Genomic DNA, 25,303 nt, shown 5'->3' with positions numbered 1-25,303 from the left:
ATCAACTATCTCCTTATGTTGCTGAGCAAAAATATGTATAATTGATTTTTTCTGTGTCCGATACGTAAATCTAGATATACAATATGCTTGATATTATTATAATACCAAGCACACATATTGTCAATTTTGTTTTACATTTTTTAAGTACATTCACAAAATCCATTAGTCACTTTTCAATTAATTAATTTTATATTTATTTCTTGATTTTCTGCATCCAGTGAAACCTCTGCTCCAAGCAATTCACACACCGATCTTAGGGGCAGCATAGTTTGGTTATAAACAATTATTGCAGGCATATCGATATTTACTTTTTCTTTGCCAACAGCTACTTCCCTGCTTCCGATTCTTATGGAAATATTTTTTTCATTTTTGCTTATATTTACGGTTTTTGTCGCTTCATCCCATTTGATTTCTGCTTTCAATAAACTTGCCATAGCACTTACAGGTACCAATGTTCTGCCATTTTTTATCAAGATTAATGGACTATACTCATTAACAACTTTTTTCCCATCTATAACAAACCTAAAAGCTTTAGCTATAAACTCACCATTTTGAGAATCCATCAATACATTATCATTTTTCACAATACCAATATTGTATTCCTTTGATTTAATTTCATTGCCACTATCATCCGATGCAACTATATGATATTTTAAACTGCCTGCCTTTTTAATTTCAGGTATTCTACCAATAAAATAACCGGAATAACATTTATCAAGTAAAATATTCTGGCCTCCTGCTAAAACCAGTTTTACGCTTTTGGTATAACCTGCATCGTTAATCTTTACTTGAACGTCTATATCCTCACCTACACCAACAGCTTCATATCCTGTATGGTATATTTTGTTGCCTGCGGCCTCAATCCTTATCGGGTTATTAACAAATGCCTTTTGATATATTTCATAAAATCCACGTCCCCACCCCATAAGAACTCCATCTTTCTTTAATGCAGTCATTGAATAGTAACCTATAAAAATATTATCCACATTATCAAGAATCTTTTGGGGCTTTTCTACAAATTGGGTTGTTCCATTTCCCATTTGCCCTAATTGGTTGTCACCCCATACATACAAACTCCCATCCTTTTTTACCGCAGCACATGAGTTGCAATTTATTTTAAATTCCTTTACATCTTCCATAACTTTCCTTGGTGCTATGTCTTGATTCACCATTATGTGCTCGTTTGTCAAAACCATTCCATATTCCCACAATGAGCCATCCTTACAAAGTGCTAATCCCCGGTAATGACTCGCATCATGATCTGCAGAGACTACGTTATCCATAACCTTTCCAAAATCCAAATGAACATTTTGGTTAAAGTCACTTAAGGAAGAAATATCACCAAATCCTCTGACCCAAAGCTCTCCGTTTTCCTTTATGTAGTAGTATTGGCTGTAACTAATTAAGCCCTCCATATTATCAATGTCTTTATAAGCATTTTGAGCGATTTTCTCATAAAAATCCTCATTTTCTTTCTTTACATCGTTTTCATCAATTTCAATATCATTAACATTGTTTTCCATTACAGGTAATCTAAGATTCCAGTGGGATTTGTCTTTTTTTATAATATCAAATATTTCTGTTTTTCTATCAAAAGAATCAACGCCATTCATAAACTTCTTTACCGGCTTAATATTCATTCCCGGAAAATAAGACCTGTAGTTCCATCCATACAAGTCACCGCTGTTTGTTATTGCAAATGTATGGTTATTTTTAAATTCCAAATCCTTAACATCATCCAACAACTTAACAGGAGGTTGATATTCAACACTGCCCGCATCCTCATCGGGAATATACTTACCAAAACTTACCCATAAGGTAGCATCATTATTGAGAATGTACATATTATAATCAAAATTTGAATAAATCCATTTAATGTTTGATCCATCAATATCAATTTTTTTATAAATCGGTCCGCCGAATTCTTGATGCACTTCTTCCCACATAGTATTGTCATTCTTTATTATTATTTCGCCAAATCTCTTCTTAAAATCGAAATCATATTCCTTAACATAAAATCCACCGTTTTCAAACGTATATTCAATCTTGCCTCCATCAGGTTTATTTATTACAGCACTGCTTGAATCCCATTTTACATTTTTGGAAGCATCTTTACAAACAATACTCCCTTTGCTTTCATACCCAGAAAATAGGCCCCCAATTAAAGTATCATCCTTTGTAAGTACCCATGAAAAATCATCATATACTTTAATGATATTCCTATCCAAAAGTTTGGGGATAGAGTAAATGCTTTTAGGACACATAAACCCATAAAAACAAACTGAACCGTCATTTTTTATAATCTTGACATTATCGACTCCACATTTTGCATATTTTATTCCAGTCATTAATTTTTGAGGCAGCAGACTATTACATTTAGTGCCATATGGCATATCATGCATATTCCATACCCATAAGCTGCCGTCGTCCTTTATTGCACAACTTGTACCGTTAACTTCCTCAAAAGATGTATCATCATTTGAATCGGTGTAAACTACATTTGTGAGAACCAATCTTGGATGAAAATCATAACTGTAATTAATGACTGAAGGATTATCATCAATATCTTTTTGAGTAAGCATTATTTCCCAAAGTTTATTATCATTTGTAATATAACAATTATTAGCTGCAAACTTAACATTTTCAGCAATCTTAACCTTATTGCCCTTACTGAGCTCAGAACCGCAGTAATAGTTTCTGATAGCGTATAGTGTAGACTTATTGTCAATAACATAAATACAATTGCTGCCATATGCAATTGATTTTACACCTCCATAAAGAAATACAGGCTTGTTAACCTTTGATTCCTTTTCGTAAAAAACATCTCCGCCCCAGGCCCACAATGAACCATCTTTTTTTAATGCAGACAAACCTGATATTGCTTTAACATTATCAAGTATTTTTATTGGTTTTTCACTTTCTTTTATATTATTTAGAGCAAACTGACCCATGGAATTTTTGCCCCAAACCCAAAGAGTTCCATCCTTTTTTAATGCTATGTACGAGTGTTCATATTTATCTGTGTCAATATCCAAATAGCCATCTGCTATTCTGCTATATTTTTGTCCATCATCCTGCGGTATTGACCATAAAGATCCATCTGATTTTAAACCTATTGCACCTGCCACCTTTATAAAGCCGTAAGCATCGCTTTGAGCAGCACAGCAATTGGTTACATTAGTCACAATTATGGCTAATACTACTGCCACCAATGTTAACAGGTTTACCATTCTTATTCTTTTTTTCATTTCAAATCCCCCAATAAATATTTCTAATGTTTTCTTTTATGAATAATTCTTTTATTAGTCTTGTTATCTTTAGTTAAAAGGTTACCAATTAAGATTAATAAAAAAAATAATACTCCAAAGAGCGGAAGCCACATGTCACCTGAATCATAAACTTCAGCAATGTTATTATCCTTTTTATCACAAATTACCCAAATAGAATCGCCTGTTTTATACTTACTGCTATATCCCACAATATCTCTAAAAGAAATCTTTTTATTATTTTTATCAGTAAAAGATATTGTTAATTCATGTGCATCTCCTTTCCAAGCTCTTGATAGATCAATATAATCAATTGTCCCAGTAGTAATAATTGAATTTGTTACTTTATGAAAATGGCTTATTGATACAAGTGAAAAAACAAGTACAATAATAAAGAAAATGATTATATGCACTACTCTTTTTCTATTTTCGCTTTTTGATATCCAATATATTGCTAATACCAAGGATGAATACAATAAATAAAGCTGCACCATAATTGGCCAATAGAAAGCCTGATTTATTATTGCAACAACTGTTATGAATATAATTGGCATCGCAAAGGGTATTAATTTTGATACTTTTTGTTTGGTAATTACCTTACTCCCCATAAAATTCACCCGATCTTAATTATACAGTTCACTGCCTAAACCTCAATCATTAAATTATATCACTGGGAGTATAGATATGAAAAGTCCCATACACTTTCATTTATAGAATCATATCCAGCTATACCAATAACATATTCTAAATGCTATAATATAATAGTTGCAAATATATTAAAGGTAGAGGTCTCTAATGGAAACTAATCAGAAAATTGTTGAGAAGATAAATGTGTTAAAATCAAACCTTGGTGCAAAAAATGTTAAGGCACTGCAAATATTTACTAAGTATATTTGAAAATGAATTATTGGATAATTTAAGTTATATTGATAAATCTCATTTAAGAAATTACATGATTAACCTTAAAAAAATTGTTTCACATTTGTGTAAAAAGCATAAGCTGATAACAGCAGGTCACTATATGGGATTATATATGTCTATGGGAACATCATTGGGTATGTTATGTGGAATGGTTGTTGGATTAACATCAAATAAAGGAGAATTTCTACCTATTGGTATGAGTTTGGGAATGTGCTTTGGAATGAGCATTGGCATCTCTACAGGTTCAATAATGGATTCCAATGCAAGGAAAAAAGGTAATGTAATATAAATTGCCCCATAAATAAAGTCCCATAACCTTTACCAAAAGATTACGAGACTACTATTTAAACTCTTATTGTGAGACTTATATAAAGTTCTTCACTTCTATCTTGTTCTTAATGCTTCCTACAGCTGAAAAACCCATTAAGTCAAAATCAAATATCTGATCAATGATCCTTGAAGCATTATCCATGCTAATATCATCAATCTTCTTCAAAATCTCATCAGGTGAATATATTCTTCCTAACATCAGTTCTGATTTACCTATGCTGTTCATCCTGCTGCTAGTGCTCTCCAAGCCCAAAATATAATTTCCCTTTAACTGTTCCTTTGATTTTTCCAAATCCTCTTTACTGATACCGCTTTTCTTAATTTCCTTTATTTCAGCGACAACAAGTTCAATCACTTTTTCCATGTGCTCAGGGTTCATTCCCGCATAAATGGTATAAAGTCCATTGTTTTTATATGAAGCAGGGTAAGAATAAATAGAATATACCAATCCTTTCTCTTCCCTTATCTTCTGAAACAGCCTCGAACTCATTCCGCCTCCGAAAATATTATTAACGGCCAGCAAGGTATATATATCATCCCTGCCGTGGCTGATGCCGTTAAACCCAATGCACATATGAACCTGTTCAGTATCTTTTTCCATAAATATGGAATTTGGTTTAAATTTTGCGGTATTATATTCATTATTACTTGTGTCTGTTTTGGGCCATTTGGAAAACCTTTCATTAATCATGCCTATAAGAGCATCATCATCATAATTCCCAGCAACAGAAATAACCGAATTTCCTGTCACATAGTTTTTGCCTATATAGTCCACGATACTTTCACGAGTTATTCCCTTAAGGCTATCCTGCGTTCCCAAAATAGGATATCCCAATGTATCATCCTGCCAGATTGTCTCAGACAAAACATCATGGACAAGTTCTTCTGGAGAATCCTGATACATACCTATTTCTTCGATTATTACTTTTCTTTCAACCTCAATGTCCTTTTGATCGAACTTGGAATTAAAGAACATATCGGATAATACATCCAGAGCGATATCTATGTGTGTATCAAGGGTTTTGGTATAATAACAGGTACATTCTTTTCCTGTAAAGGCATTTAACTGCCCACCAATGTTATCAATACTTTCTGCAATATCCTTGGCACTTCTGGTATTTGTTCCTTTAAAAAGCATATGCTCAATAAAGTGTGAAATACCGTTATTATCCCTGTTTTCGTTTCTCGATCCTGTTCCAACCCATATACCTATTGAAACAGACCTAACGTAAGGAATTTTTTCACATACTATTCTAACCCCATTTTCAAGTATTGTTCTCTTGAACATTATTCCTCCGGTTGCATGGTTTAGTCATGGTTAAAAAATAACTTCCGCTATAAATTTCGCTCATGTGTTGACTTAACTCGTTAACACCTAGGATGCATGGCGAGCAGTTTAGCGAAGCTAAACGACCAGCCGCTACGATAAGCGGAAGTAATTTTTCATTCATGCCTTATATAATACTATACTATTTCTATAAATATTTAGTGACTCTTTGATAAATCTTATTCTTTTGGTGCAGTCTCAGCCATAGCATCTTTCCTTGAGAGATTAATTCTTCCCTGTTTATCAACTTCCATAACCTTAACCATAATCTCATCGCCGATTTTTACTACATCCTCAACTTTTTCAACTCTCTTGGTATCCAGCTTGGATATGTGCACAAGTCCTTCCTTGCCCGGCAGGAATTCTACAAATGCACCAAAAGGCATAATCCTCATAACCTTGCCCATAAATATCTGACCTGGCTCAACATCCCTTCCGATACCTTCTATAATACCTATAGCCTTTCTTCCGGCGTTGACATCGGAACATGAAACGTATACCTTACCGTCATCCTCGATATCAATCTTAACGCCTGTTTCAGCTATTATCTTGTTTATCATCTTCCCACCTGGTCCGATAACTTCTCTTATTTTATCAGGATCTATACTAGTTGTAAGTATTTTCGGAGCATATTCGGAAAGCTCTTTTCTAGGCTCCGGAATAGCTTTTAATATTACATCATCTATTATCTGTATACGTCCTTTTCTTGTAAGTTCAAAGGCCTGCTTTATTATTTCCTCAGTCAAACCATCAACTTTTATATCCATCTGTATTGCAGTTATACCTTCCTTAGTACCTGCAACCTTAAAGTCCATATCTCCAAAGAAGTCCTCAATACCCTGAATATCCATAAATGTTACAAACTTCTCAGGATTATTTTCATCAATTACAAGACCTGCCGATATACCTGCTACAGGACTCTTAATAGGAACTCCTGCATCCATAAGTGCTATAGTACTACCGCAAACACTTCCCTGTGATGTAGAACCGTTTGACATAAGAACTTCTGAAACTAGTCTTATAGCATATGGAAAATCAACATCGTTTGGAATAACTGGCTCCAGGGCCCTTTCAGCAAGAGCGCCATGACCGATCTCTCTTCTTCCTGGTCCTCTTGTAGGCTTTGCTTCTCCTACCGAGTATCCTGGGAAATTATAGTGATGCATATATCTTTTCGTTTCGTCAAGCTCTATTCCATCAAGCATTTGAACTTCGCCCATAGCTCCTAGTGTTACTATTGTAAGAACCTGAGTTTGTCCTCTCTGGAAAAGCCCTGATCCATGTGTTCTTGGAAGAATGCCAACCTGAGCTGATAATGGCCTTATAGCATCCAAGCTTCTTCCATCCACCCTTTTGCCTTCCTTTAATATATATTCCCTTACAACCTTTTTCTGAAGCTTATATACAGATTCCTTTATTGAAGTCTCCATCTCAGGAAATTTTTCAGCTAGCTCAGCTAGTATCTCCTCTGTAAGAGCAGTAACATTTTGGTCCCTAACTGACTTGTCATCTGTCAATACTGCTTGTCTCATCTTTTCATAGCCAACTTCATAAACTGCCTCAAATACTTCCTTCGGAACGTCAGCTGATATATATTCAAATTTAGGTTTTCCAACCTTTTCAACTATACTTTCAATAAATGTAACGATCTTTCTTATCTCATCATGACCGATTCTAATGGCCTTTAACATAAGCTCTTCGGAAACTTCATTGGCACCTGCCTCAATCATAGTAACCTTGTCCTTGGTTCCTGCAAGGGTAACATACATCTGGCTCTTTTCCCGTTGTTCGGTATTAGGGTTTACTATAATCTCACCATCAACCAATCCTAACACAACACCACCGATAGGTCCTTTAAAAGGGATGTCGGATATGCTCAAAGCAATAGATGCTCCTATCATAGCAGCAATTTCAGGTGAGTTATCCTGCTCGACAGACATAACAGTATTTACAACTGTTACATCATTTCTTAAGTCCTTGGGAAAAAGCGGTCTTATAGGTCTATCAATAACCCTTGATGTAAGTACTGCCTTTTCGGAAGGCTTACCTTCCCTTTTTATAAAGCCGCCAGGAATCTTTCCTACAGCATACAATCTTTCTTCATAGTCAACGCTTAAAGGGAAAAAGTCTATACCATCCCTAGGCTTTGAAGATGATGTTGCTGATGAAAGAACAACAGTATCGCCATACCTTATAAGTGCGGAACCATTTGCAAACTGTGCCATAACTCCTGTTTCAATTACAAGTTTCCTACCTGCCAAATCCATAGTAAAAACATTTAGCATAATATTCCTCCTTTATTATAAACCACAGACTGTAGCATGTAGATTCTGTGTCAAACTTAGGAATGTCTTTATTTTGGCACACAATCTACCTTCTACCGCCTGAAGCTTTATTCTTAATTTATTTTTTATTAATCATTTTTGATCCTTATTATTTTTTGACTTTAACATTTTAATTATTAAAGTTATTATTTAGCATAACAAATTTTCATAATTCAGCATTTTCCGATAATTAAATAATGAGCGGCTTCTCCGCTCATTATAATTATTTTCTTATTGACAATTTTTCGATAATTGCACGATACCTTTCAATGCTATTATCTTGAAGATAGTCTAAAAGGCCTCTTCTAGCACCTATCATTTTGAACAATCCTCTTCTTGAGTGATGGTCCTTCTTGTGAGTTCTAAGATGGTCTGTAAGATGGTTGATTCTTTCTGTAAGAATCGCGATCTGTACTTCAGGCGATCCGGTATCGTTCTCACTGAGTTTAAATTTGTTGATAATTTCGGTTTTCTTTTCTTTTAACATTTTATTTCCTCCTGTTTAATAATCGCCATCAGCCAGGTAATTGGTCGGAGTCTTCCAACAACCGAGCAAATGGTTGATAACTGCAACTGATATTTTAACATAATATTTCTGAAATGTAAAGTTTGAATTAAGGAATAGCTAAAATATTACTAATATGTAAAGCCAAACTTTTTAGCAATCATTATAACATCTGTCATGTTAATCGCCCCATCACTATTCAAGTCACAGTTAATTTTATACCTGGCATCACCGGCAACCGCACCAAAACGCTTAGCAATTTCCATGATATCAGTCATATTAACAGTACTATCCCCATTAATATCCTCTGCCACTAGCACTGTCGAATTTGAAGGCTTTGTTGGTGTTGGAGTAGCTGGAGGCGTATTTGATTCAGAAGGAGTACTTGAAGGTGGGTTGGAAGTATCTTGAGGTACTTTAAACGGAGGCATTTGAGGAGCCAAATATGCTTTGATGGCATCAACTTTAGCTTGTTCAACTGTTGCCCAATCATCCTTTAATATACCGCCTGTATCACCAGAATTAGGATTCATACTCCAGTATGTCCATGAGCATTTTTTACCTGCATACTCCATAAATGTCTTTAACCAAATTGCAGGCGTCTTTCCTGGTGTAGGATCTTTTATACCGAATTCGCCTATAAATAGCGGTGCAATATTTTCCTTTTGAACAAACCAGAAATTTTCATCCCAAATTTGAGGCAGGTTGTTGGGAAAATCGGGTGAGGTAAACCATGACTGTGGATAAACTTCAGGTCCGTATTCGTGAGGTGAATACATAAGATTAGCTTTTGGAATCTTTGTTATAGGATAATCACGAACCCCTTTTAAGTTACCACCCCACCAGTAATTTGCACCTTTGTAATTTTCAACGCCCTCAACTATAATAAGTGCATTAGGATTTACTTTCAGAAGCTCAACTCCGCATTTTTCAGCAGCTGCCTTCCAGTCAGTGTTTCCGTAACCCTCTTCGTCATAACCCCAGGTTGCCGGGGGCTTCATTCCCTGAGTAAGGTTACCGTGAGGCTCATTATTTAAGTCATAACCTACAACATTTTCATAATCCTTATATCTTTTAGCCATCATCACCCAATCACTAATCCATTTTTCTTCAGATGTCTTTGCAGTATACCATAAAGTTTCGGTCATATAACCGCCAGCCTGACGTGAATGATTGTCCAACACAATCATTAGTCCCAATCTTCCCGCTTCTCCGATAATTTTATCCAGTATGCCCAAACTGTCGAGTCCTTCCAAATCAAGATTCAAGCCAGTCTTTTTTGTGTATGGATCAACCCCAACTGCGTTAATTTGAACACTATTCGGTTTTTTACCTATCATGTCGTTGCACCATGGTATTCTTACGCAATTAAATCCCAAGTCTTTAATCTGCTGCAGTACCGATTTGTAATCCCTCGCCCATATGCCGTGAACAACATAATTGCTTGTCTCAAACCCAAACCAGTTAACTCCGGTCAGCCTTCCTGAATAAGGCCCGCTTGCTGATGCAATATTAATGTTTCCCACAAGGCATGCGGAAACCATAATGATTACCAGCATTGTAACACTTACGATTTTGTACACTTTTTTTCTCATTTTAATACCCCCCATATAATTTGTTACCTTCCCCGTTATGATAAATGGAACGTTATATATATTTTAAGCAGGAAGGATTGTTAGGCTTGCAGTGAATGTGGTTTGAAATAAGTTCGGCTACTAACACAAATTAACAATGAATTATTATATATTACATATTTTATCATATTGGATTAATTCTTAAAAGGTATACCTATTTGTTATTTAAATATATTAAGGGGGATTAATGTAAAAATATAAACATTAGACTTGCTAAACTATGACAAATACTGTATAATATAATTAATTATCGTTATTGAACGGTTCTCTTTTGTTTTCCCGGATAAAAAACAAAAAGACCCAAAAATGACAGGGCTCCAATTTTGGAGCCCTTGATTCATTTTTGAGATTAAATTTATTTAATTTTATCAAAAAGTATAGCACAAAGGATTAAACATACAGCAATATTATTGCTACAAATTCCAGAACATCATCACCTATATTTTCTATTGAGTGAAACTTTCCTCCAACGGTCAAAGATGCATCTCCTGGATTTAGTTCATGTTTCTCTCCATTATCATCAACCAATGCTTTTCCCCTAATGATATAATAAATTTCCTCTTCATTCACATGTTCATGCCATCCGATTGAGCATCCCGGATTCAGTGATACCTTAGCTATAAGCCTTGCTTTTCCATTTATCTCATCCTGTTTTAAAATATGAGTTATTTCTACAGAACCCTTGCCGCCCCTCATTTGTTCCTTTATTTCCTTAAACATTTCACTACCGCGACTAATCATACATTCATTTCCTCCTTAAAAATTTTAATTGTCTTAATAACATTCTATATTAAAACAATTAATTTTTAAATATTATTGAAGTAAGTTTCATATTCTAGTACAATAATTTTATTATAGGGCATCTCAAATAACTAAAAGGTGGGATTAATATAAAAAACATATCGCCAGCGATTGTTAATATACTTGTTTTTGATGAAATCACAAGGCTACATGGCAGGGATCTTCTTTTTAATCCTTTTTACAAGGCTCCACAGGCAACTTTATCCTTTGTGACTTATACCATGGTAGCAAATGTACCAAATGGAATCAGCAATTTTAAATTCAGGCTGGTAAATCCATTAAATGAAATTATGCACGAGACAGCAATTAGCGCTGTAGAGGTAAAGGATAACACCTTTTTTAACGTTCTGATTTGGAATAACCTTCATTTTACCATGCCTGGTGAACACTCTATAACATTTTACCTTGCTGTGGACAACGATTTTGAGCCTGCCGGAAGTACAGTTATTATAATTGATGGCCAAATCCAGGAATAATAAGTTTTAATGTGAAAATTTTAAATATTAAAATAAAAAGCTGGAAATATTAATTCAACTATTTCCAGCTTTTTAAAACACCCCATTGACCAATTAATTATTCCTTAATACCTTATATGGTTTATAGTTCATCATTAAAAGTTACCTTGCTTACACCATCCACCATATCCACATAAAACCATTTATCTGCAATTTCATTTAAGTGCTTGTTATGAGTTATTATAATAACTTGTCTTCGAAACATGGTACTTATCTGCTTTAAAAATTCAGCTACCTGTATAATATAATCGTCACTCACATGTTTTGCCGGTTCGTCTAGTATAATAGGACCGTTTATATTCATACTTCCATATTCTATCATTGCTATTCTAATAGCAAGTGAAACAACATCCACAACACCGCCGCCCCTTGAATCTTGAGGCCTGGTTTTTATAATCTGGTCATTTATGTTGCTCAGCACATAAAACTCGGCTTCCGGCCTGCCCCTTACCTCATTTATTTCTATTTTAAACTCAAGAGCAGAATTAAAAATAAACTGAAGGCAATTGGTGACAAGAGACTCTATCTGCAGCCTTGATTGCTCCCTTGCATACTCAGAGGCTTTTTTCAAAAGAACACTGACCTTTTCCAGCAAATCAATATTATCTAAAATTTTCTGAAGCTGCACTTCCAACTCGGATTTTCTTTGCTGAAGCTGTTCTTCCTTGCCTTTCATATTGAAAAAAACTTTACGTATACTGTCATATTTAATTTTTAACTGTTCCAATTCTGCATCATGATCCATAAAGGCCATCTCATTTCGTCTCAATATAAATTCTAATTATAGTCCGGCCTGAATCTTGGCAGCCTTAACCGTATTCTCCATAAGCATTGCTATTGTCATCGGACCAACCCCTCCAGGAACAGGAGTTATGTATGAAGCCACCTCACAAGCAGATGAAAATTCTACGTCTCCAACCAGCTTCTTAGATTCTGTTCTGTTAGTTCCTACATCTATTACTACCGCTCCAGGCTTTATGGCACTGCCTTTTATCATCTCAGGCCTTCCAACTGCGGCTACTAGAATATCTGCCCTTCTTATAACATCCTCAAGGTCTTTGGTTCTCGAATGGCATATAGTTACCGTTCCATTTTTAGCCAAAAGCAGCATGGCCTGGGGCTTACCTACTATATTGCTTCTTCCTACAACTACACATTCCTTACCTGCAATGTCTATTCCTGTTTCTTCTATAAGCTTTATAACCCCAGCCGGCGTACAAGGCATAAAATCAGGATTGCCTGTCATTATCTTACCTACGTTGATAGGGTGGAACGCATCAACATCCTTCTGAGGATTTATAGCCATTATGACCTTGTCTTCACTTATTTGCTTAGGAAGCGGAAGCTGTACCAATATTCCGTTTACACTATTGTCCTTATTAAGCTTGTCTATTAGTGTAAGTAGCTCTTGTTCACTTGTATCAGCACCTAATGCATATTCAATTGACTTTATTCCTACTTCCTCGCATGCCTTTTTCTTATTATTTACATAAACCCTTGATGCAGGATCATCACCTACAATTATAACAACAAGGCATGTCTCAATACCTTTAGCTTTAAGTGCCTCCACATCATTTTTAAGGTTGTCCTTTACCTTTTTCGCCAAATCTTTTCCACTAATAACTGTAGCAGCCATATCTTTATTATTTCCTTTCATTAATATGATAAATTTTTAATTTAATCATTAGCAAGGGCATTTTAAAAAATACATTATCCGAATATTTTATACATGTGATTAATTCATCTCATTAATCAACCCATTGTATATTGTATTTAATCAATATACTTATGTCAATTTTAAAATCACAAAACCATATGATTTTCAGATATTTTAAACCCTATTTTCTCATAAATTTCTATTGAATTCTCATTTGCATCCAATTCTATCTTTACTGCACCCCTGCTTTTTAACTCATCAACAAGCATTTGGGTCAGCATTGTAGCTTTACCATGGTTTCTGAACCCTTTATCTGTATATACGTTATATATGTAACCCCGTAAGCCCTGATTTTCCATATTGATTGGAGGAAAAGCCAGTATTACTCCCAAAGCAATTGAGATTATTCTTCCCTCAACCTCATCATAAAAACCGCAAAAACAATTTTTATCAAAAAGCTCTAACATATATTGTTTGTTTACTGCTATTAAAGACTCTTCTTCCTCAGCTGTTTCAATTTTCCCAATGCCTTTAAATATGCTTGTACGTAAAGCTGCAATTCTATCAATATCATGCCTTGTAACGGCTTTAATGCTGTTCTGTTCCATATGTATTCCCCCCATAATTATCTTATTTTGGTTAATGCCTTTTTCTTGTTTTCATCTTTACAGCAGGCTTCTCAATATTTGTTCTTTTGCCTCTTTTATCATTAGAAACGACATCCCTGTCCCCTCTTTTTTTCCTTGTCACTAATTCATTTACTTTTGCTCTTGATTTTCTTTCACTATTTCCTTTCAAACCTGACTTTTCCACATTCTTTCCAACTTTTTTTGTCTCTCCTGAAATTAATCTTGCTACACGCCTTGGCCTTATAAGGCAACTTTTGCCAAAACCGATAAGATCATCCCTTCCAGCCTTTTTTAATGCCTCATATACCAAATCATAGTTCTGGGGCTTTCTAAACTGGAGCAGTGCCCTCTGCATAGCTTTCTCTTTTGGACTCTTAGGTACATAAACTGGCTTCATATTCCTTGGATCAAGCCCTGTATAGTACATGCAGGTTGAAAGAGTCCCTGGTGTAGGATAGAAATCCTGAACCTGTTCAGGATTGTAGCCTAAATCCCTTAAATATTCCGCTAGTTCTATAGCAGCTTCAAGGTCACTTCCAGGATGGCTGGAAATGAAATATGGAACAAGATACTGCTCTTTATTTATATTTTTATTAATCTCATAAAACTTTTTTGTAAATTTGTCATAAACCTTTCTTCCCGGCTTTCCCATTTTTTCAAGCACCCTGTCAACAACATGTTCAGGAGCAACCTTAAGCTGTCCGCTAACATGATGTGTGCAAAGTTCATTGAAAAATTTATCGTTTTTATCCAGCATAAGATAGTCATATCTTACACCCGATCTTATAAAAACCTTCTTGATTCCGGGAAGCTGCCTTATATCCCTTAGAATATCCAAATATTCGCTGTGGTCCACGATTATATTCTTGCACGGCTCTGGAAACAAGCATTGTTTCCCTTTACATACACCGCTTTTAACCTGTTTATTGCAGGCCTTTATCCTAAAATTGGCGGTAGGTCCTCCCACATCATGAATATAACCTTTGAACCCTGGAAGCCATGTAAGCTTTTTAGCTTCGTTTACAAGAGATGCTTTGCTTCTCATCTGTATTGCCCTTCCCTGATGAAAGTTAAGAGCACAAAAAGAACATCCTCCATAGCATCCGCGATGGCTTGTTACGCTGAATTCAACCTCTTCAATGGCAGGTATTCCACCAGCCTCAATATATGACGGGTGATATGTTCTCTCATAAGGAAGGGAATATATCTTGTCCATCGTTTTCGTTTCAACGGGATAAGCAGGAGGATTTTGAACAAGATACCTGTCACCATGCTTTTGTATAATTGTTTTTCCTGTAATGGCATCCTGCTCATCATACTGTACTTTAAAAGCCTCTGCATACTTTCTTTTATCCTTTGAAACCTCTTCATATGAAGGAACAAGAGTAAGCAGGGATGAATTGTCCCTTTCTCCTGTTTTCTCAATATAGCTTTTAAGTGAGCCCGGCAGCTCTTCCCTCCCAGATATATAAGCACTTCCACGAATGTTTTTTATCTTATGAACAGGTATTCCCTTATTAAGCATTTCCGCCACTTCCAAAATCGGCTTCTCACCCATACCGTAAATAAGTAAATCCGCCTTGGAGTCAACCAGAATTGATCTTCTCACTTTATCATCCCAATAGTCATAATGGGCAAACCTTCGAAGGCTAGCCTCCAATCCGCCTATAATGACAGGCACATCCTTCATAACCTGCTTTACTTTGTTTGCATACACTATTACTGCTCTGTCGGGTCTTTTCCCAGCTTTACCGCCCGGTGAATAGTCATCGTCCGATCTTGGCTTTTTACTGGCAGTATAATGATTTACCATTGAATCAATAACCCCTGATGCAATTAATACACCCAACTTTGGCTTACCCATCCTTAGGAAGTCTTCAGCCTTGTTCCAGTCAGGCTGTGCTATTATTCCCACTCTGTAGCCTTCACTTTCTAAAATCCGGGTAATTATAGCATGTCCGAAGCTTGGATGATCAACATAAGCATCTCCGCTTATAAACAGAAAGTCCAGCTCATCCCAGCCTCTTTCTTCCATATCTTTTCTGTTAACAGGTAAAAAACTCATATATTCTCCCTTATCAAAAAGATTTCAAAAATTTCCTTGGTTAGTTTTTACGGTGTAGAACAGCAAAATCAATATTTTTGAAATCTCCAGTTTGCCAATTATTTTTTTGGAAATTACTAAACATAAAAAAAGCATCTCATTATTATTCTGTGCCAAATATAATGGATTAATCATTTTAAAACAAATTAATATATACTTATAAGTATTGATTCTATTAATACTATTAATATCATTTTTTCCAACTATGTAATCTCCATTTTCCTATAAACGGCCATATATCTCCAAAAAAGAAGTCTATTAACCATTACATCCCATCCATAGTTCTCATGGTATACTTTTCGTAATTCCTCTATAGTCATATATTTATCAAGCTTTATATGTTCATTCCATACGTTAATCTCATCTTTATTAATTCTTTTAGACCCGTTTTTTATTCTATTTATAATGAGATTTGTAGGCACAGCAATAATATCCAACAAAAAATCCAATAAACCCTTTCTATCATACAAATCAAGTACTACTAGCACCCCGCCTGGTTTTAACATTTTATCTATTTTGGAAAGAATACTTTCTAAAGATAAATGATGAAATGTTGCTATGCTTACAATGCAATCATATTGCTCTTTTACATCAATAGCATCAAAGTCCTTAACTATATAAGTAATATTGTTGGCAGAATGCCTCTTCTTAGCTTCATTAACCATCTTGGGGGAAATATCTATCCCAACAACACGCTTTGCCCTTTGTGCAACCTTTTGTGTAAATTCACCGGTACCACACCCGATATCTAATATACTGTCATTATCCCTTCCAATTTCTTTTAAGACAAGCTTGGAATAGAATCTGTTATGGTCCCATTTGTCTTCAAATGATGAAATCCTATCAAAACTTTCAATTATCTTATCCTTCACTTAATCCTCCTATGTATTGGTTAAAGTGGATACTATATAACAAAAATTCTATTGCCGTCAGTACATATAGTATCATAAACCTATTTTGTACTTCAACACCAGGATTAAAGTAATTTCCCCACTGCAAAGAATGATAAATACCAGGAGCATGATCCGGCTTTTCTATACCTAGGCTTCTTTTAAGCACCTTTTTAAATATACTATATTTTCTTTCGGTATGTCATTCTATTCTTCACTCCCTAGGGTTAATCTGAATGGATTCCGACTCCATAAAGATACATTTACCCTACAATAACTTTTCCCTCAGGGTAAATTCTATCTTTATCCATATTGTTATTTATTGTAATTGCAATTGCAAATGAAACAGGCCCAACTCTACCTATGAACATGGTAATCATCAATAAAATCTTACTAAATATATGAAGGTCAGGAGTATTTGCTGCTGAAAGTCCAACAGTACCAAAAGCTGAAGTGACCTCATAAAAAATATTTAAAAATCGATGCTTATCCCCTTCAACTACTAAAATAAGAGTAGTGACAACAATGACCCAAATAGCCGCCAAACCGATAATTGCAATTGCCCTGCTAAGTGCTGTAAAAGAAATACTGTTATTGAAGACTACAGGGTTTGAACCTCTTATTTGCGAAATTATTGCAATAAGAATTATACTGAAGGTTGTTACCTTTATTCCTCCTGCAGTAGAACCGGGAGCACCCCCAATAAACATAAGTATGGTTGTTGTTACCTTTGATAGTTCCGTCATGTTATCAAGGGGAAGGGAATTAAAACCAGCAGTTCTTGTGACAACAGAGTGAAAAATAGAAGCGTTTATCTTTTCAAAAAGATTTAAGCCTCCTGTTGTATAGGAATTATTATATTCAAATAAAAGAATAAGATAGTACCCAGTACCAGTAATAATGCAGTTGTTGCAAAAACAATTTTCGTATGTAGTAAAAAAGATCTCTTTCTCTTATATTCCAATATATCTTCCCAAACGATAAACCCTAGACCGCCTGTTATTATTAGGAAAGCCATTGTGAAAAGAATCAGCGGATTCCCATTATAGTCTGTGAAACTTTTTTGATTTCCCATTATATCAAAACCTGCATTACAAAAAGCACTTATGGAATGAAAAATTCCCATATAAATTCCACGCAGACCAAATCGGGGAATAAAGTTTATTGACAGTAAAACAGCACCTATAAATTCTATTAGTACTGTAACTAAGAGTACCCTTTTAAGAAGCTTCAACGCTCCATCAATACTAAACGAATTAAGGGATTCCTGAACAAGAGCCCTACCCTTTAAACTTATCTTTCTTCCTAAAATTATTGAGAAGAACATGGTTAATGTAATTATACCCAAACCGCCAACCTGAATCAGGGACAAAATAACCAGCTGTCCGAAGGTAGTCCATTGAGACAGAGTATCCCTGTAAATAAGTCCGGTAACACATGAGGCAGATGTTGAGGTAAACAAAGCACCTAATACTCCAATACTTTTACCGTCTTTTGATGCTATAGGGAGGTTTAGAAAAAATGCCCCTAACACAATCAGTAAAATAAAGCTAAGAACGATAAGCCTGGTTGGATTCATATAAAATATTTTTTTATCTTTATATTTAATAGTTAATTTCATCATAAAATAGCACCAATCCTCTTATAGCTTTCTGGATTTAAGAAAATATTCCTTTAATTCCTGCTGCTTTTCTTTTGATGTTGCAGCTATGATACAATCACCGCTTTTTATCATAGTGTAACCATTTGGTATTATTATCTCATCATCTCTTATAATTGATATAAGTATACAATCCCTTGGAAGTTGAATATCTTTCAATAACTTATCGCATATTGCATGGGTACTTCTAACATCTATCTCTGTCAGAACAATCTTTCCTTTTTTCAGCTTCATTATAGTTTTAATGCCCGAGTCATCAACTTCCTGTTCAATAAGGTCTGTAATTATGGATGTGCTGCTTACTGCAATATCAACACCCAATCGTTCAAAAACAGTAATATTCTTGGGGTTATTAACTCTTGCAATGGTTCTTTTTACTCCAAAGTTTTTCTTTGCCAGCTGGCACGCAATAAGATTATCTTCATCCTTACCTGTAACCGCAATAAATATATCTGCATCAGACAAACCAATTTTAGTAAGCTTATCAATATCAGTACCGTCTCCATTTATGACAGGTATGTTTAACTCATTTGCGATTTTATGACATATTTCAGCTACTGGGTCAAATACAACAATCTTATGATTATGGGGAATTAAGCTTTTAATAAGATAATACCCCACTTTACCTCCACCTACAATAACAATAAACATTCGATTCCTCCTAATCAATCTTTTCTGAAATAAGCAATGTGTCATCCTTATTTAGCCTCAGTGAGGGATATGCAAAATTGAATGTTCCATTTCTGATAATCCCAAATACAAAAAGCCCTGATTTCAATTTAATCGAGGAAATTCTTTTACCTTCATATTTTTCTTGTACCTTTTCCCTCTTAAAAGAAATTAAATTGCTCCCTATATTAAATTTTGTTACATCCTTATCCTCGAAAACAAAGGATTTTATTACATCTACTGTAACATTGGTAGGACAAATGGTATCTAGACCGAATTGATGAAATACATCTTCTCGTTCCGGGTTAAAAATTCTCGCAAGTACTTTTGGAACATTAAATATTTCCTTTGCAACCTGACAGGCCATAATATTGATATTATCGTCAGGGGTTAATGCAATTAAAATGTCAGCTGTCTCAATACCAGCTTGCTTTAAAATGTCCTGATCAATGGGAACACCTGTAATTGTCAAACCGTTAAAAGCCAGTCCTAAAGATTTAAAGGCACCGCTGTCACTGTCAACAATTACTACATCATGACCTTCATCTGACATCATCTGTGCAAATTTGGAGCCAACCTTTCCACATCCTATAATTATAATTTGCATATTAAATCTCCCAATTACATCTTTAAGTTTTTTTATATAATAAGTATTACCAAAGAAATTGCAGTGTAGCACACACCACAATTTCCCAAACGTCAAAAAACTTCATTTATATCTATACTACTTTTTTTTAAAAAATCCTTCAATATGTCATGATCAAAAAAATAACTTCCGCTAAATTTCATTCATGCCTAAATTAATATCACAGGACTAATTTCCTTAATATAAAAGAGCTGCCCTAAATACAAAATCAGGTACAGCTCTTTTTTAAACATGTTGAAAATATAACTTCCTGTATAATTTATATATTAAATCTTATTACTTTAGCAGTTTTAATGTTTCTCTTGCTATGGCAAGCTCTTCGTTAGTTGGAATAACCATTGTCTTAACCTTTGAACCTGGGGCACTTATATCCAATTCCTTGCCCTTTACTTCATTCTTTTCCCAATCAACATCAATTCCCATATAATCCATACCGCTAAGAACTTTCTTTCTTACTAGAGGATTATTTTCACCTATACCGGCAGTAAAGATAAGTAAATCAACACCATCCATAACTGCAGCATATTCTCCGATATACTTTTTAACCCTGTAACAGAAGATTTCTATTGCTAAAGAAGCCCTTTCATTTCCTTCGTCTGCAGCAGCTTCAATATCTCTGAAATCACTGCTTACGCCTGATATACCAAGTACCCCTGATTTTTTATTCAAATAATCGTTTATATCTTTAACTGACATTTTTTCCTTGTCCATAAGATAAGAAATAACAGCAGGGTCTATTGTACCGCATCTTGTTCCCATAGCAAGACCTGCAAGGGGAGTAAATCCCATACTTGTTTCTACTGATTTTCCTTTTCTTACTGCACATATACTTGCACCATTACCAAGATGGCAAGTGATGATATTTAAATCTTCAATGGATTTACCAAGTATCTCTGCTGCTCTATTTGCAACATATTTATGAGAAGTTCCATGGAAACCATACTTTCTTACTCCATATTTCTCATAAATCTCATATGGTAATGCATATAGATATGCATGCTTTGGCATAGTCTGATGGAATGCTGTATCAAAAACCGCTACCATAGGAGTATTCGGCATAACTTCCTTGCACGCCTCAATACCAATAATATTTGGCGGATTATGCAAAGGTGCCAGCTCAATACATTCTCTCAATGCCTTCATAACCTCATCATCAATTATTACTGAATCATGGAATCTTTCTCCGCCGTGTACAACCCTATGTCCAACAGCTGCTATCTCAGACATGTTTGAAATAACCCCGATATCTTTATCTGTCAAAACATTAAGAACCTGCTGAATAGCAACCTTATGGTTAGCCATATCCTTCTCGATTACTACAGCGTCAGATCCCATTTTTGTATGTTTTATAAATGAATTTTCAATACCTATCCTGTCACAGTTTCCCTTTGCCAGTACTGCTTCATTCATGGTATCTATCAATTGATATTTCAATGAAGAACTTCCTGTATTAATAACTAATATTTTCATTTTTATTCTCCCATCTTACATAATATTATTTTCTCTATATTTCTATTTTGACATATTCTGTGCTTGTACTGCAGTTATTGCAACAACACCAACAATATCCTCAGCACTGCATCCTCTTGACAAATCGTTCACAGGCCTTGCCAAACCTTGTGTAATAGGCCCATAAGCTTCAGCTTTTGCAAGCCTCTGGGTCAATTTGTAAGCGATATTACCTACATTGAGGTCAGGGAATATCAAAACATTAGCCTTACCAGCTATTTTACTTCCAGGTGCCTTTGAGCTTCCAACAGAAGGAACAATTGCTGCATCTGCTTGTAGTTCTCCATCAAGTGCTAAATGAGGTGCCTTTTCCTTAGCTAATGCAGTTGCTTTTATCACCTTATCAACCAGTTCACTCTTTGCACTTCCATAAGTAGAATATGAAAGCATCGCAACTATTGGTTCCGCTTGAACAAGAGCTTTAAATGAACCTGCTGATGCGATAGCAATTTCTGACAACTCATCAGCATTAGGATTTTCAACAAGTCCGCTGTCTGAATATATAAACGTACCTTTTTCACCATATTCGCAATCTGGAACAACCATTACAAAGAACGCTGATACTAGCTTTGTACCAGGTGCTGTCTTCAATATCTGAAGTGCAGGTCTCAATGTATCTGCTGTAGAGTGTATAGCACCGGAAACCATTCCGTCTGCTTCTCCCATTTTTACCATCATAACTCCATAGTAGAGGCTATCCTTCATTACCTCTCTTGCCTTTTCAATAGTCATCCCTTTAGCTTTTCTAAGCTCATAAAATGCATTAGCATATTCGTCAAATTTGTCAGAATTTAAGGGATCTACTATTCTCGCCTTCGAGATATCCAGATCCCCTGATAATTTTTTTATTTCTTCGGGATTACCCACAAGAACTATATTCGCTATACCCTTCTCCTGCACTAAAGCCGCTGCCTTTAGTGTTCTGATGTCGGAACTTTCAGGTAATACTATTGTTTTTAGATCGGATTTTGCCCTAAGACTTATTTGTTCTAAGAAATTCATTTTTAAACTCCTCTCAATATAAATATGTATAATTTTTAGATATGTGTTATTATTATCACCAGGTCATAACACCTGATATGACTAGTGTTTTCAGCCATAGATATTATAATATAAATTGTTTATTGTATACAAGATTTAATTTTAAAAAATCATGAAGTGATTATCCCAACTTAGGCAGTAACAAGAAATTATTGTGCCTGTATCACTTGATATCAGTGCATTCTTGATTAAAACTCCGCATAATTTATAGATATAAATAAATTTTATTGAAAAATTATCTAAATAAACAAAAAAGTGATATTAATGTATAATATCACTTTTTTGTAATTAACTATAATTACTCACTTTTTTCAATGTTTAGTTTTATATTCATCATCTATCGACTATTATTATCCAATGGCAAGATGTATTCTTTTTTTGGCAACTCCTCTTTTTCATCTTTCCATATATTATTGATATATGATATTGCAAATGTTATTACGCTTAATATAAACAGTACAAGTATTTTAGCTATGGTATCCGCACTTGAAAGATCAATGAATATTGTTTTTGCAGCTACCAAAATAAGTACTCCCGAACCGAACCACCTAAATACTGCCTGCTTGCTGTATGCACCCCATATAAAAAGGAACAGTGCATATATTCCCCAGGTTATTGAATATGTTAGGTTAAGGTCTATAAATGTTATTTTGTAATTTTCCCAGAGGTTATCAATCTGGAAGGTTAAAAGTCCGCCAACAATAACATGGCTTATTAATGAAAATGTGTTGTTAATATAATAGTTAAATAAATCATTGTCTTCCTGTTTATTAAATACATTGAGTTTAAGCTTGACTGATACATAAAAGCCAAATGCTGCAAGCAATACCCATGCCATTCCTGAGAAGTTCAATATTGGTATGAATGTTCCAAACCAGTTCCCAATTGGTGTTGCCCATGTTGTATAATACCAGTATACCGCTGTTATAACCCATATTGTAATAGCTGCTAATTTAAGATAATCCAATCTCTTTATCTGACCTACAATCAGTACCAACACAGCCATAGATGCCCATATATACACAGAGATCATCGGTTTTATGTCAAGGCCTGTTCCAATATCGTTTACCGCAATAAGAATGAGAAGCAACCCTCCAAAAAATTTGCTTATTACCGCTGCAGTGAATTTTCTAAGCATTCCGTATACTACAAGTGCTGCACCTACATAAACCAATCCTATAGCTCCAAGTATTGTTGAGAATGGAGTTATGTCGTTCATTATAATTAGGGACCATATTCCAAAGATTATTCCGTTTGATATCCCAAGGTACAAGTTAAGACCGTTAAAGTTCTTGCCATCCTTCCAAGAAGATACCACAAAGCCTATAACATAGAATATGAAAGCCGCTGCTGCATATTTAAACGGGAACTGCCAGGTATCAGGCTGATAATACAAATAGTAGGTTGAAAACAACATCCATGTTGTTAAAAAGGGAATCAGCCTTAATTCTGACCATTTTTTATTAACACTGACATAAAAGGCAGCAGAATTTATAACAAGGAGATATAGAAAAAGCGTAAATATGGCACTTTCGGATTTCATGACCAGGGGTGCTATAAGGCCGCCTAAAAGTCCAACATTCATAAGAATTCTCAAGTCAAACTTGAAAGAATATATGCTGATTACAAGTGTCACAGCAACCATTAGCAGAAACACCGTCATAGGACTCCACATTGAGTAATATATACCCGCAAAAGCAAATGTTGTATAAATTAGAGAAGTTCCCAGGCCTGATAAAATTTCGTTCAATATTGTCTTACCTTTTTGTCCTGCTGCTGCTCCACCAACCGCAAAACCAGTTCCTGCTACAATACCCATCATGATTTTTAATTGGTTTGATATCCATCCATTGTCGACTGCGAACCTAAACAGATACGAGAAGGTAAGAAACATAAATACCGCACCTAATAGGGTTATCCAGTGTTTTTTGAACAAATTGTTCATATATACCATCCTTTCAAATTAGATTAAAAGATAAATTGATTACCTTTAATTTCAACTAAGTAATTTGTTTTCCATAATCTAATTATAGATGGATTCAGTATGTCTTCCTAGATATCCCAAGTCACTAATTACCAACCGCAAGTCACCCTACTAAAAAACACATATGACTTTAGTCATATGTGCAACATAAAAAAACTTTATCTTTATACAATATGATTTTTTATTGCATATACAGCCAATTGAGTCCTGTCCTTAAGTCCTGCTTTATCCAAAGTACCTGTAATAATATTTTTAACACTGCCCTCTGTGATAAAAAGCTCTGCTCCAATTTCCTTGTTGCTTTTACCATCAATTATAAGCCTTATTACATCAAGCTCTCTGTCGGTAAAATGTATGGAAGGATTGTTATTTATAGCCGGTTTATCAGATTCAATATCACCGACCTTCTTTACCACATTGTCAAAAACATCATGATGTATAATGCTCATTCCCTTTGCAACACTTTTTATTGCAAGAATCAGGTCTTCAGGATCTGCATCCTTTAAAAGGTATCCTGCAGCACCGTTTTGTAATGCATTTTTTATATTTTCGTCGTTGTTAAAAGTAGTGAGAATTATAACCTTTATGTTGGGGTATTTTGATTTTATCAGTCTTGTTCCTTCAATTCCATCACATACAGGCATCATAATGTCCATCAGTACTACATCTGGCTTCAATTCACCGCAAAGCTTAAATGCATCTTCTCCATTTCCTGCTGTAGCCTCAACCTTAATGCCCAAATCCTGTTCAATAATAAATTTCAGGCTTTGCCGGAGCATTGCCTGGTCATCTACAATCAATACCTTTATCACAAAGACACCCCTTAAAAATATAGTGATTATCGACTAAGAATCGGAGTAATATTTCAATCATTTCTTAAATTGAATCTTA

22 protein-coding genes are annotated in these 25,303 nt (G+C 35.0%); 2 read left to right on the top strand and 20 right to left on the bottom strand.

Translation table 11 applies throughout. The features are described from left to right. Positions 1 to 173: 173 nt before the first annotated feature. Both Bccel_RS01860 and Bccel_RS01855 read right to left on the bottom strand, forming a co-directional pair. Complete coding sequence (locus Bccel_RS01860) at positions 174 to 3,248, bottom strand: stalk domain-containing protein (protein ID WP_050752991.1); 3,075 nt, start codon at positions 3,246 to 3,248, stop codon at positions 174 to 176. 23 nt (positions 3,249 to 3,271) lie between these two features. After that, positions 3,272 to 3,874, bottom strand: coding sequence for a DUF3592 domain-containing protein (locus Bccel_RS01855; RefSeq protein ID WP_036946327.1), 603 nt, complete (start codon positions 3,872 to 3,874; stop codon positions 3,272 to 3,274). Between the two features lie 413 nt (positions 3,875 to 4,287). Between Bccel_RS01855 and Bccel_RS01850 the strand changes: the two genes are divergently transcribed. Next, a complete protein-coding gene (locus tag Bccel_RS01850) occupies positions 4,288 to 4,476 on the top strand; it encodes a hypothetical protein (RefSeq protein WP_050752990.1) in 189 nt (62 codons plus the stop codon). A 75-nt stretch (positions 4,477 to 4,551) separates the two neighbouring features. On the opposite strand, the gene Bccel_RS01845 is transcribed toward Bccel_RS01850, so the two are convergent. The 5 genes from Bccel_RS01845 to Bccel_RS01825 form a co-directional block, all read right to left on the bottom strand. Further along, the gene (locus Bccel_RS01845; protein ID WP_036946325.1) at positions 4,552 to 5,805 is read right to left on the bottom strand and encodes a M16 family metallopeptidase; all 1,254 of its coding nucleotides are present in this window, start codon (positions 5,803 to 5,805) and stop codon (positions 4,552 to 4,554) included. A 218-nt stretch (positions 5,806 to 6,023) separates the two neighbouring features. Beyond that, entirely contained in the window at positions 6,024 to 8,129 is a 2,106-nt protein-coding gene (locus Bccel_RS01840; RefSeq protein WP_036946323.1) for a polyribonucleotide nucleotidyltransferase, read from the bottom strand. 262 nt (positions 8,130 to 8,391) lie between these two features. Then, on the bottom strand, positions 8,392 to 8,655 hold the full coding sequence (gene rpsO / locus Bccel_RS01835; protein ID WP_036946321.1) for a 30S ribosomal protein S15: 264 nt from the start codon (positions 8,653 to 8,655) through the stop codon (positions 8,392 to 8,394). A gap of 149 nt (positions 8,656 to 8,804) precedes the next feature. Next, entirely contained in the window at positions 8,805 to 10,268 is a 1,464-nt protein-coding gene (locus Bccel_RS01830) for a cellulase family glycosylhydrolase (protein ID WP_050752989.1), read from the bottom strand. A gap of 429 nt (positions 10,269 to 10,697) precedes the next feature. Then, positions 10,698 to 11,048 carry a cupin domain-containing protein gene (locus Bccel_RS01825; protein WP_036946319.1) on the bottom strand — a complete coding sequence of 117 codons (351 nt, stop codon included), beginning with the start codon at positions 11,046 to 11,048 and terminating at the stop codon, positions 10,698 to 10,700. 281 nt (positions 11,049 to 11,329) lie between these two features. Between Bccel_RS01825 and Bccel_RS31140 the strand changes: the two genes are divergently transcribed. Further along, positions 11,330 to 11,584, top strand: a complete 255-nt coding sequence (locus tag Bccel_RS31140; RefSeq protein WP_242853229.1) for a hypothetical protein — start codon at positions 11,330 to 11,332, stop codon at positions 11,582 to 11,584. 121 nt (positions 11,585 to 11,705) lie between these two features. On the opposite strand, the gene Bccel_RS01815 is transcribed toward Bccel_RS31140, so the two are convergent. From Bccel_RS01815 to Bccel_RS01760, 13 genes are all read right to left on the bottom strand, one after another. After that, on the bottom strand, positions 11,706 to 12,368 hold the full coding sequence (locus tag Bccel_RS01815; protein ID WP_036946316.1) for an ATPase: 663 nt from the start codon (positions 12,366 to 12,368) through the stop codon (positions 11,706 to 11,708). 36 nt (positions 12,369 to 12,404) lie between these two features. Then, a complete protein-coding gene (gene folD / locus Bccel_RS01810) occupies positions 12,405 to 13,259 on the bottom strand; it encodes a bifunctional methylenetetrahydrofolate dehydrogenase/methenyltetrahydrofolate cyclohydrolase FolD (RefSeq protein WP_036946314.1) in 855 nt (284 codons plus the stop codon). Between the two features lie 167 nt (positions 13,260 to 13,426). After that, positions 13,427 to 13,888, bottom strand: a complete 462-nt coding sequence (locus tag Bccel_RS01805) for a GNAT family N-acetyltransferase (protein WP_050752988.1) — start codon at positions 13,886 to 13,888, stop codon at positions 13,427 to 13,429. 31 nt (positions 13,889 to 13,919) lie between these two features. Further along, complete coding sequence (locus Bccel_RS01800; protein WP_081927332.1) at positions 13,920 to 15,974, bottom strand: YgiQ family radical SAM protein; 2,055 nt, start codon at positions 15,972 to 15,974, stop codon at positions 13,920 to 13,922. Positions 15,975 to 16,216: 242 nt separating this feature from the next. After that, positions 16,217 to 16,885, bottom strand: coding sequence for a class I SAM-dependent methyltransferase (locus tag Bccel_RS01795; protein WP_036946312.1), 669 nt, complete (start codon positions 16,883 to 16,885; stop codon positions 16,217 to 16,219). Between the two features lie 281 nt (positions 16,886 to 17,166). Then, the gene (locus tag Bccel_RS31955; RefSeq protein ID WP_276326236.1) at positions 17,167 to 17,706 is read right to left on the bottom strand and encodes a potassium transporter TrkG; all 540 of its coding nucleotides are present in this window, start codon (positions 17,704 to 17,706) and stop codon (positions 17,167 to 17,169) included. 26 nt (positions 17,707 to 17,732) lie between these two features. Next, entirely contained in the window at positions 17,733 to 18,527 is a 795-nt protein-coding gene (locus Bccel_RS31950) for a potassium transporter TrkG (protein ID WP_276326211.1), read from the bottom strand. 18 nt (positions 18,528 to 18,545) lie between these two features. Next, entirely contained in the window at positions 18,546 to 19,214 is a 669-nt protein-coding gene (locus tag Bccel_RS01785) for a potassium channel family protein (RefSeq protein WP_036946310.1), read from the bottom strand. A gap of 10 nt (positions 19,215 to 19,224) precedes the next feature. Continuing rightward, positions 19,225 to 19,839 (bottom strand): potassium channel family protein, encoded by a 615-nt coding sequence (locus Bccel_RS01780; protein WP_036946308.1) that lies wholly within the window; start codon positions 19,837 to 19,839, stop codon positions 19,225 to 19,227. 315 nt (positions 19,840 to 20,154) lie between these two features. After that, complete coding sequence (locus tag Bccel_RS01775; RefSeq protein ID WP_036946306.1) at positions 20,155 to 21,348, bottom strand: acetate/propionate family kinase; 1,194 nt, start codon at positions 21,346 to 21,348, stop codon at positions 20,155 to 20,157. A 42-nt stretch (positions 21,349 to 21,390) separates the two neighbouring features. Continuing rightward, positions 21,391 to 22,389 carry a phosphate acetyltransferase gene (gene pta, locus Bccel_RS01770; protein ID WP_036946305.1) on the bottom strand — a complete coding sequence of 333 codons (999 nt, stop codon included), beginning with the start codon at positions 22,387 to 22,389 and terminating at the stop codon, positions 21,391 to 21,393. Positions 22,390 to 22,765: 376 nt separating this feature from the next. Then, entirely contained in the window at positions 22,766 to 24,373 is a 1,608-nt protein-coding gene (locus Bccel_RS01765) for a DUF2339 domain-containing protein (RefSeq protein WP_036946303.1), read from the bottom strand. A gap of 203 nt (positions 24,374 to 24,576) precedes the next feature. Continuing rightward, a complete protein-coding gene (locus tag Bccel_RS01760; RefSeq protein WP_036946300.1) occupies positions 24,577 to 25,224 on the bottom strand; it encodes a response regulator transcription factor in 648 nt (215 codons plus the stop codon). Between the last annotated feature and the right edge of the window lie 79 nt (positions 25,225 to 25,303).

It is taken from the genome of Pseudobacteroides cellulosolvens ATCC 35603 = DSM 2933 (assembly GCF_001262605.1).
Lineage (GTDB): Bacteria > Bacillota > Clostridia > Acetivibrionales > DSM-2933 > Pseudobacteroides > Pseudobacteroides cellulosolvens.
The sequence above is the reverse complement of the archived record's forward strand: the minus strand, read 5'-3'. Positions and strand labels throughout refer to the sequence as shown.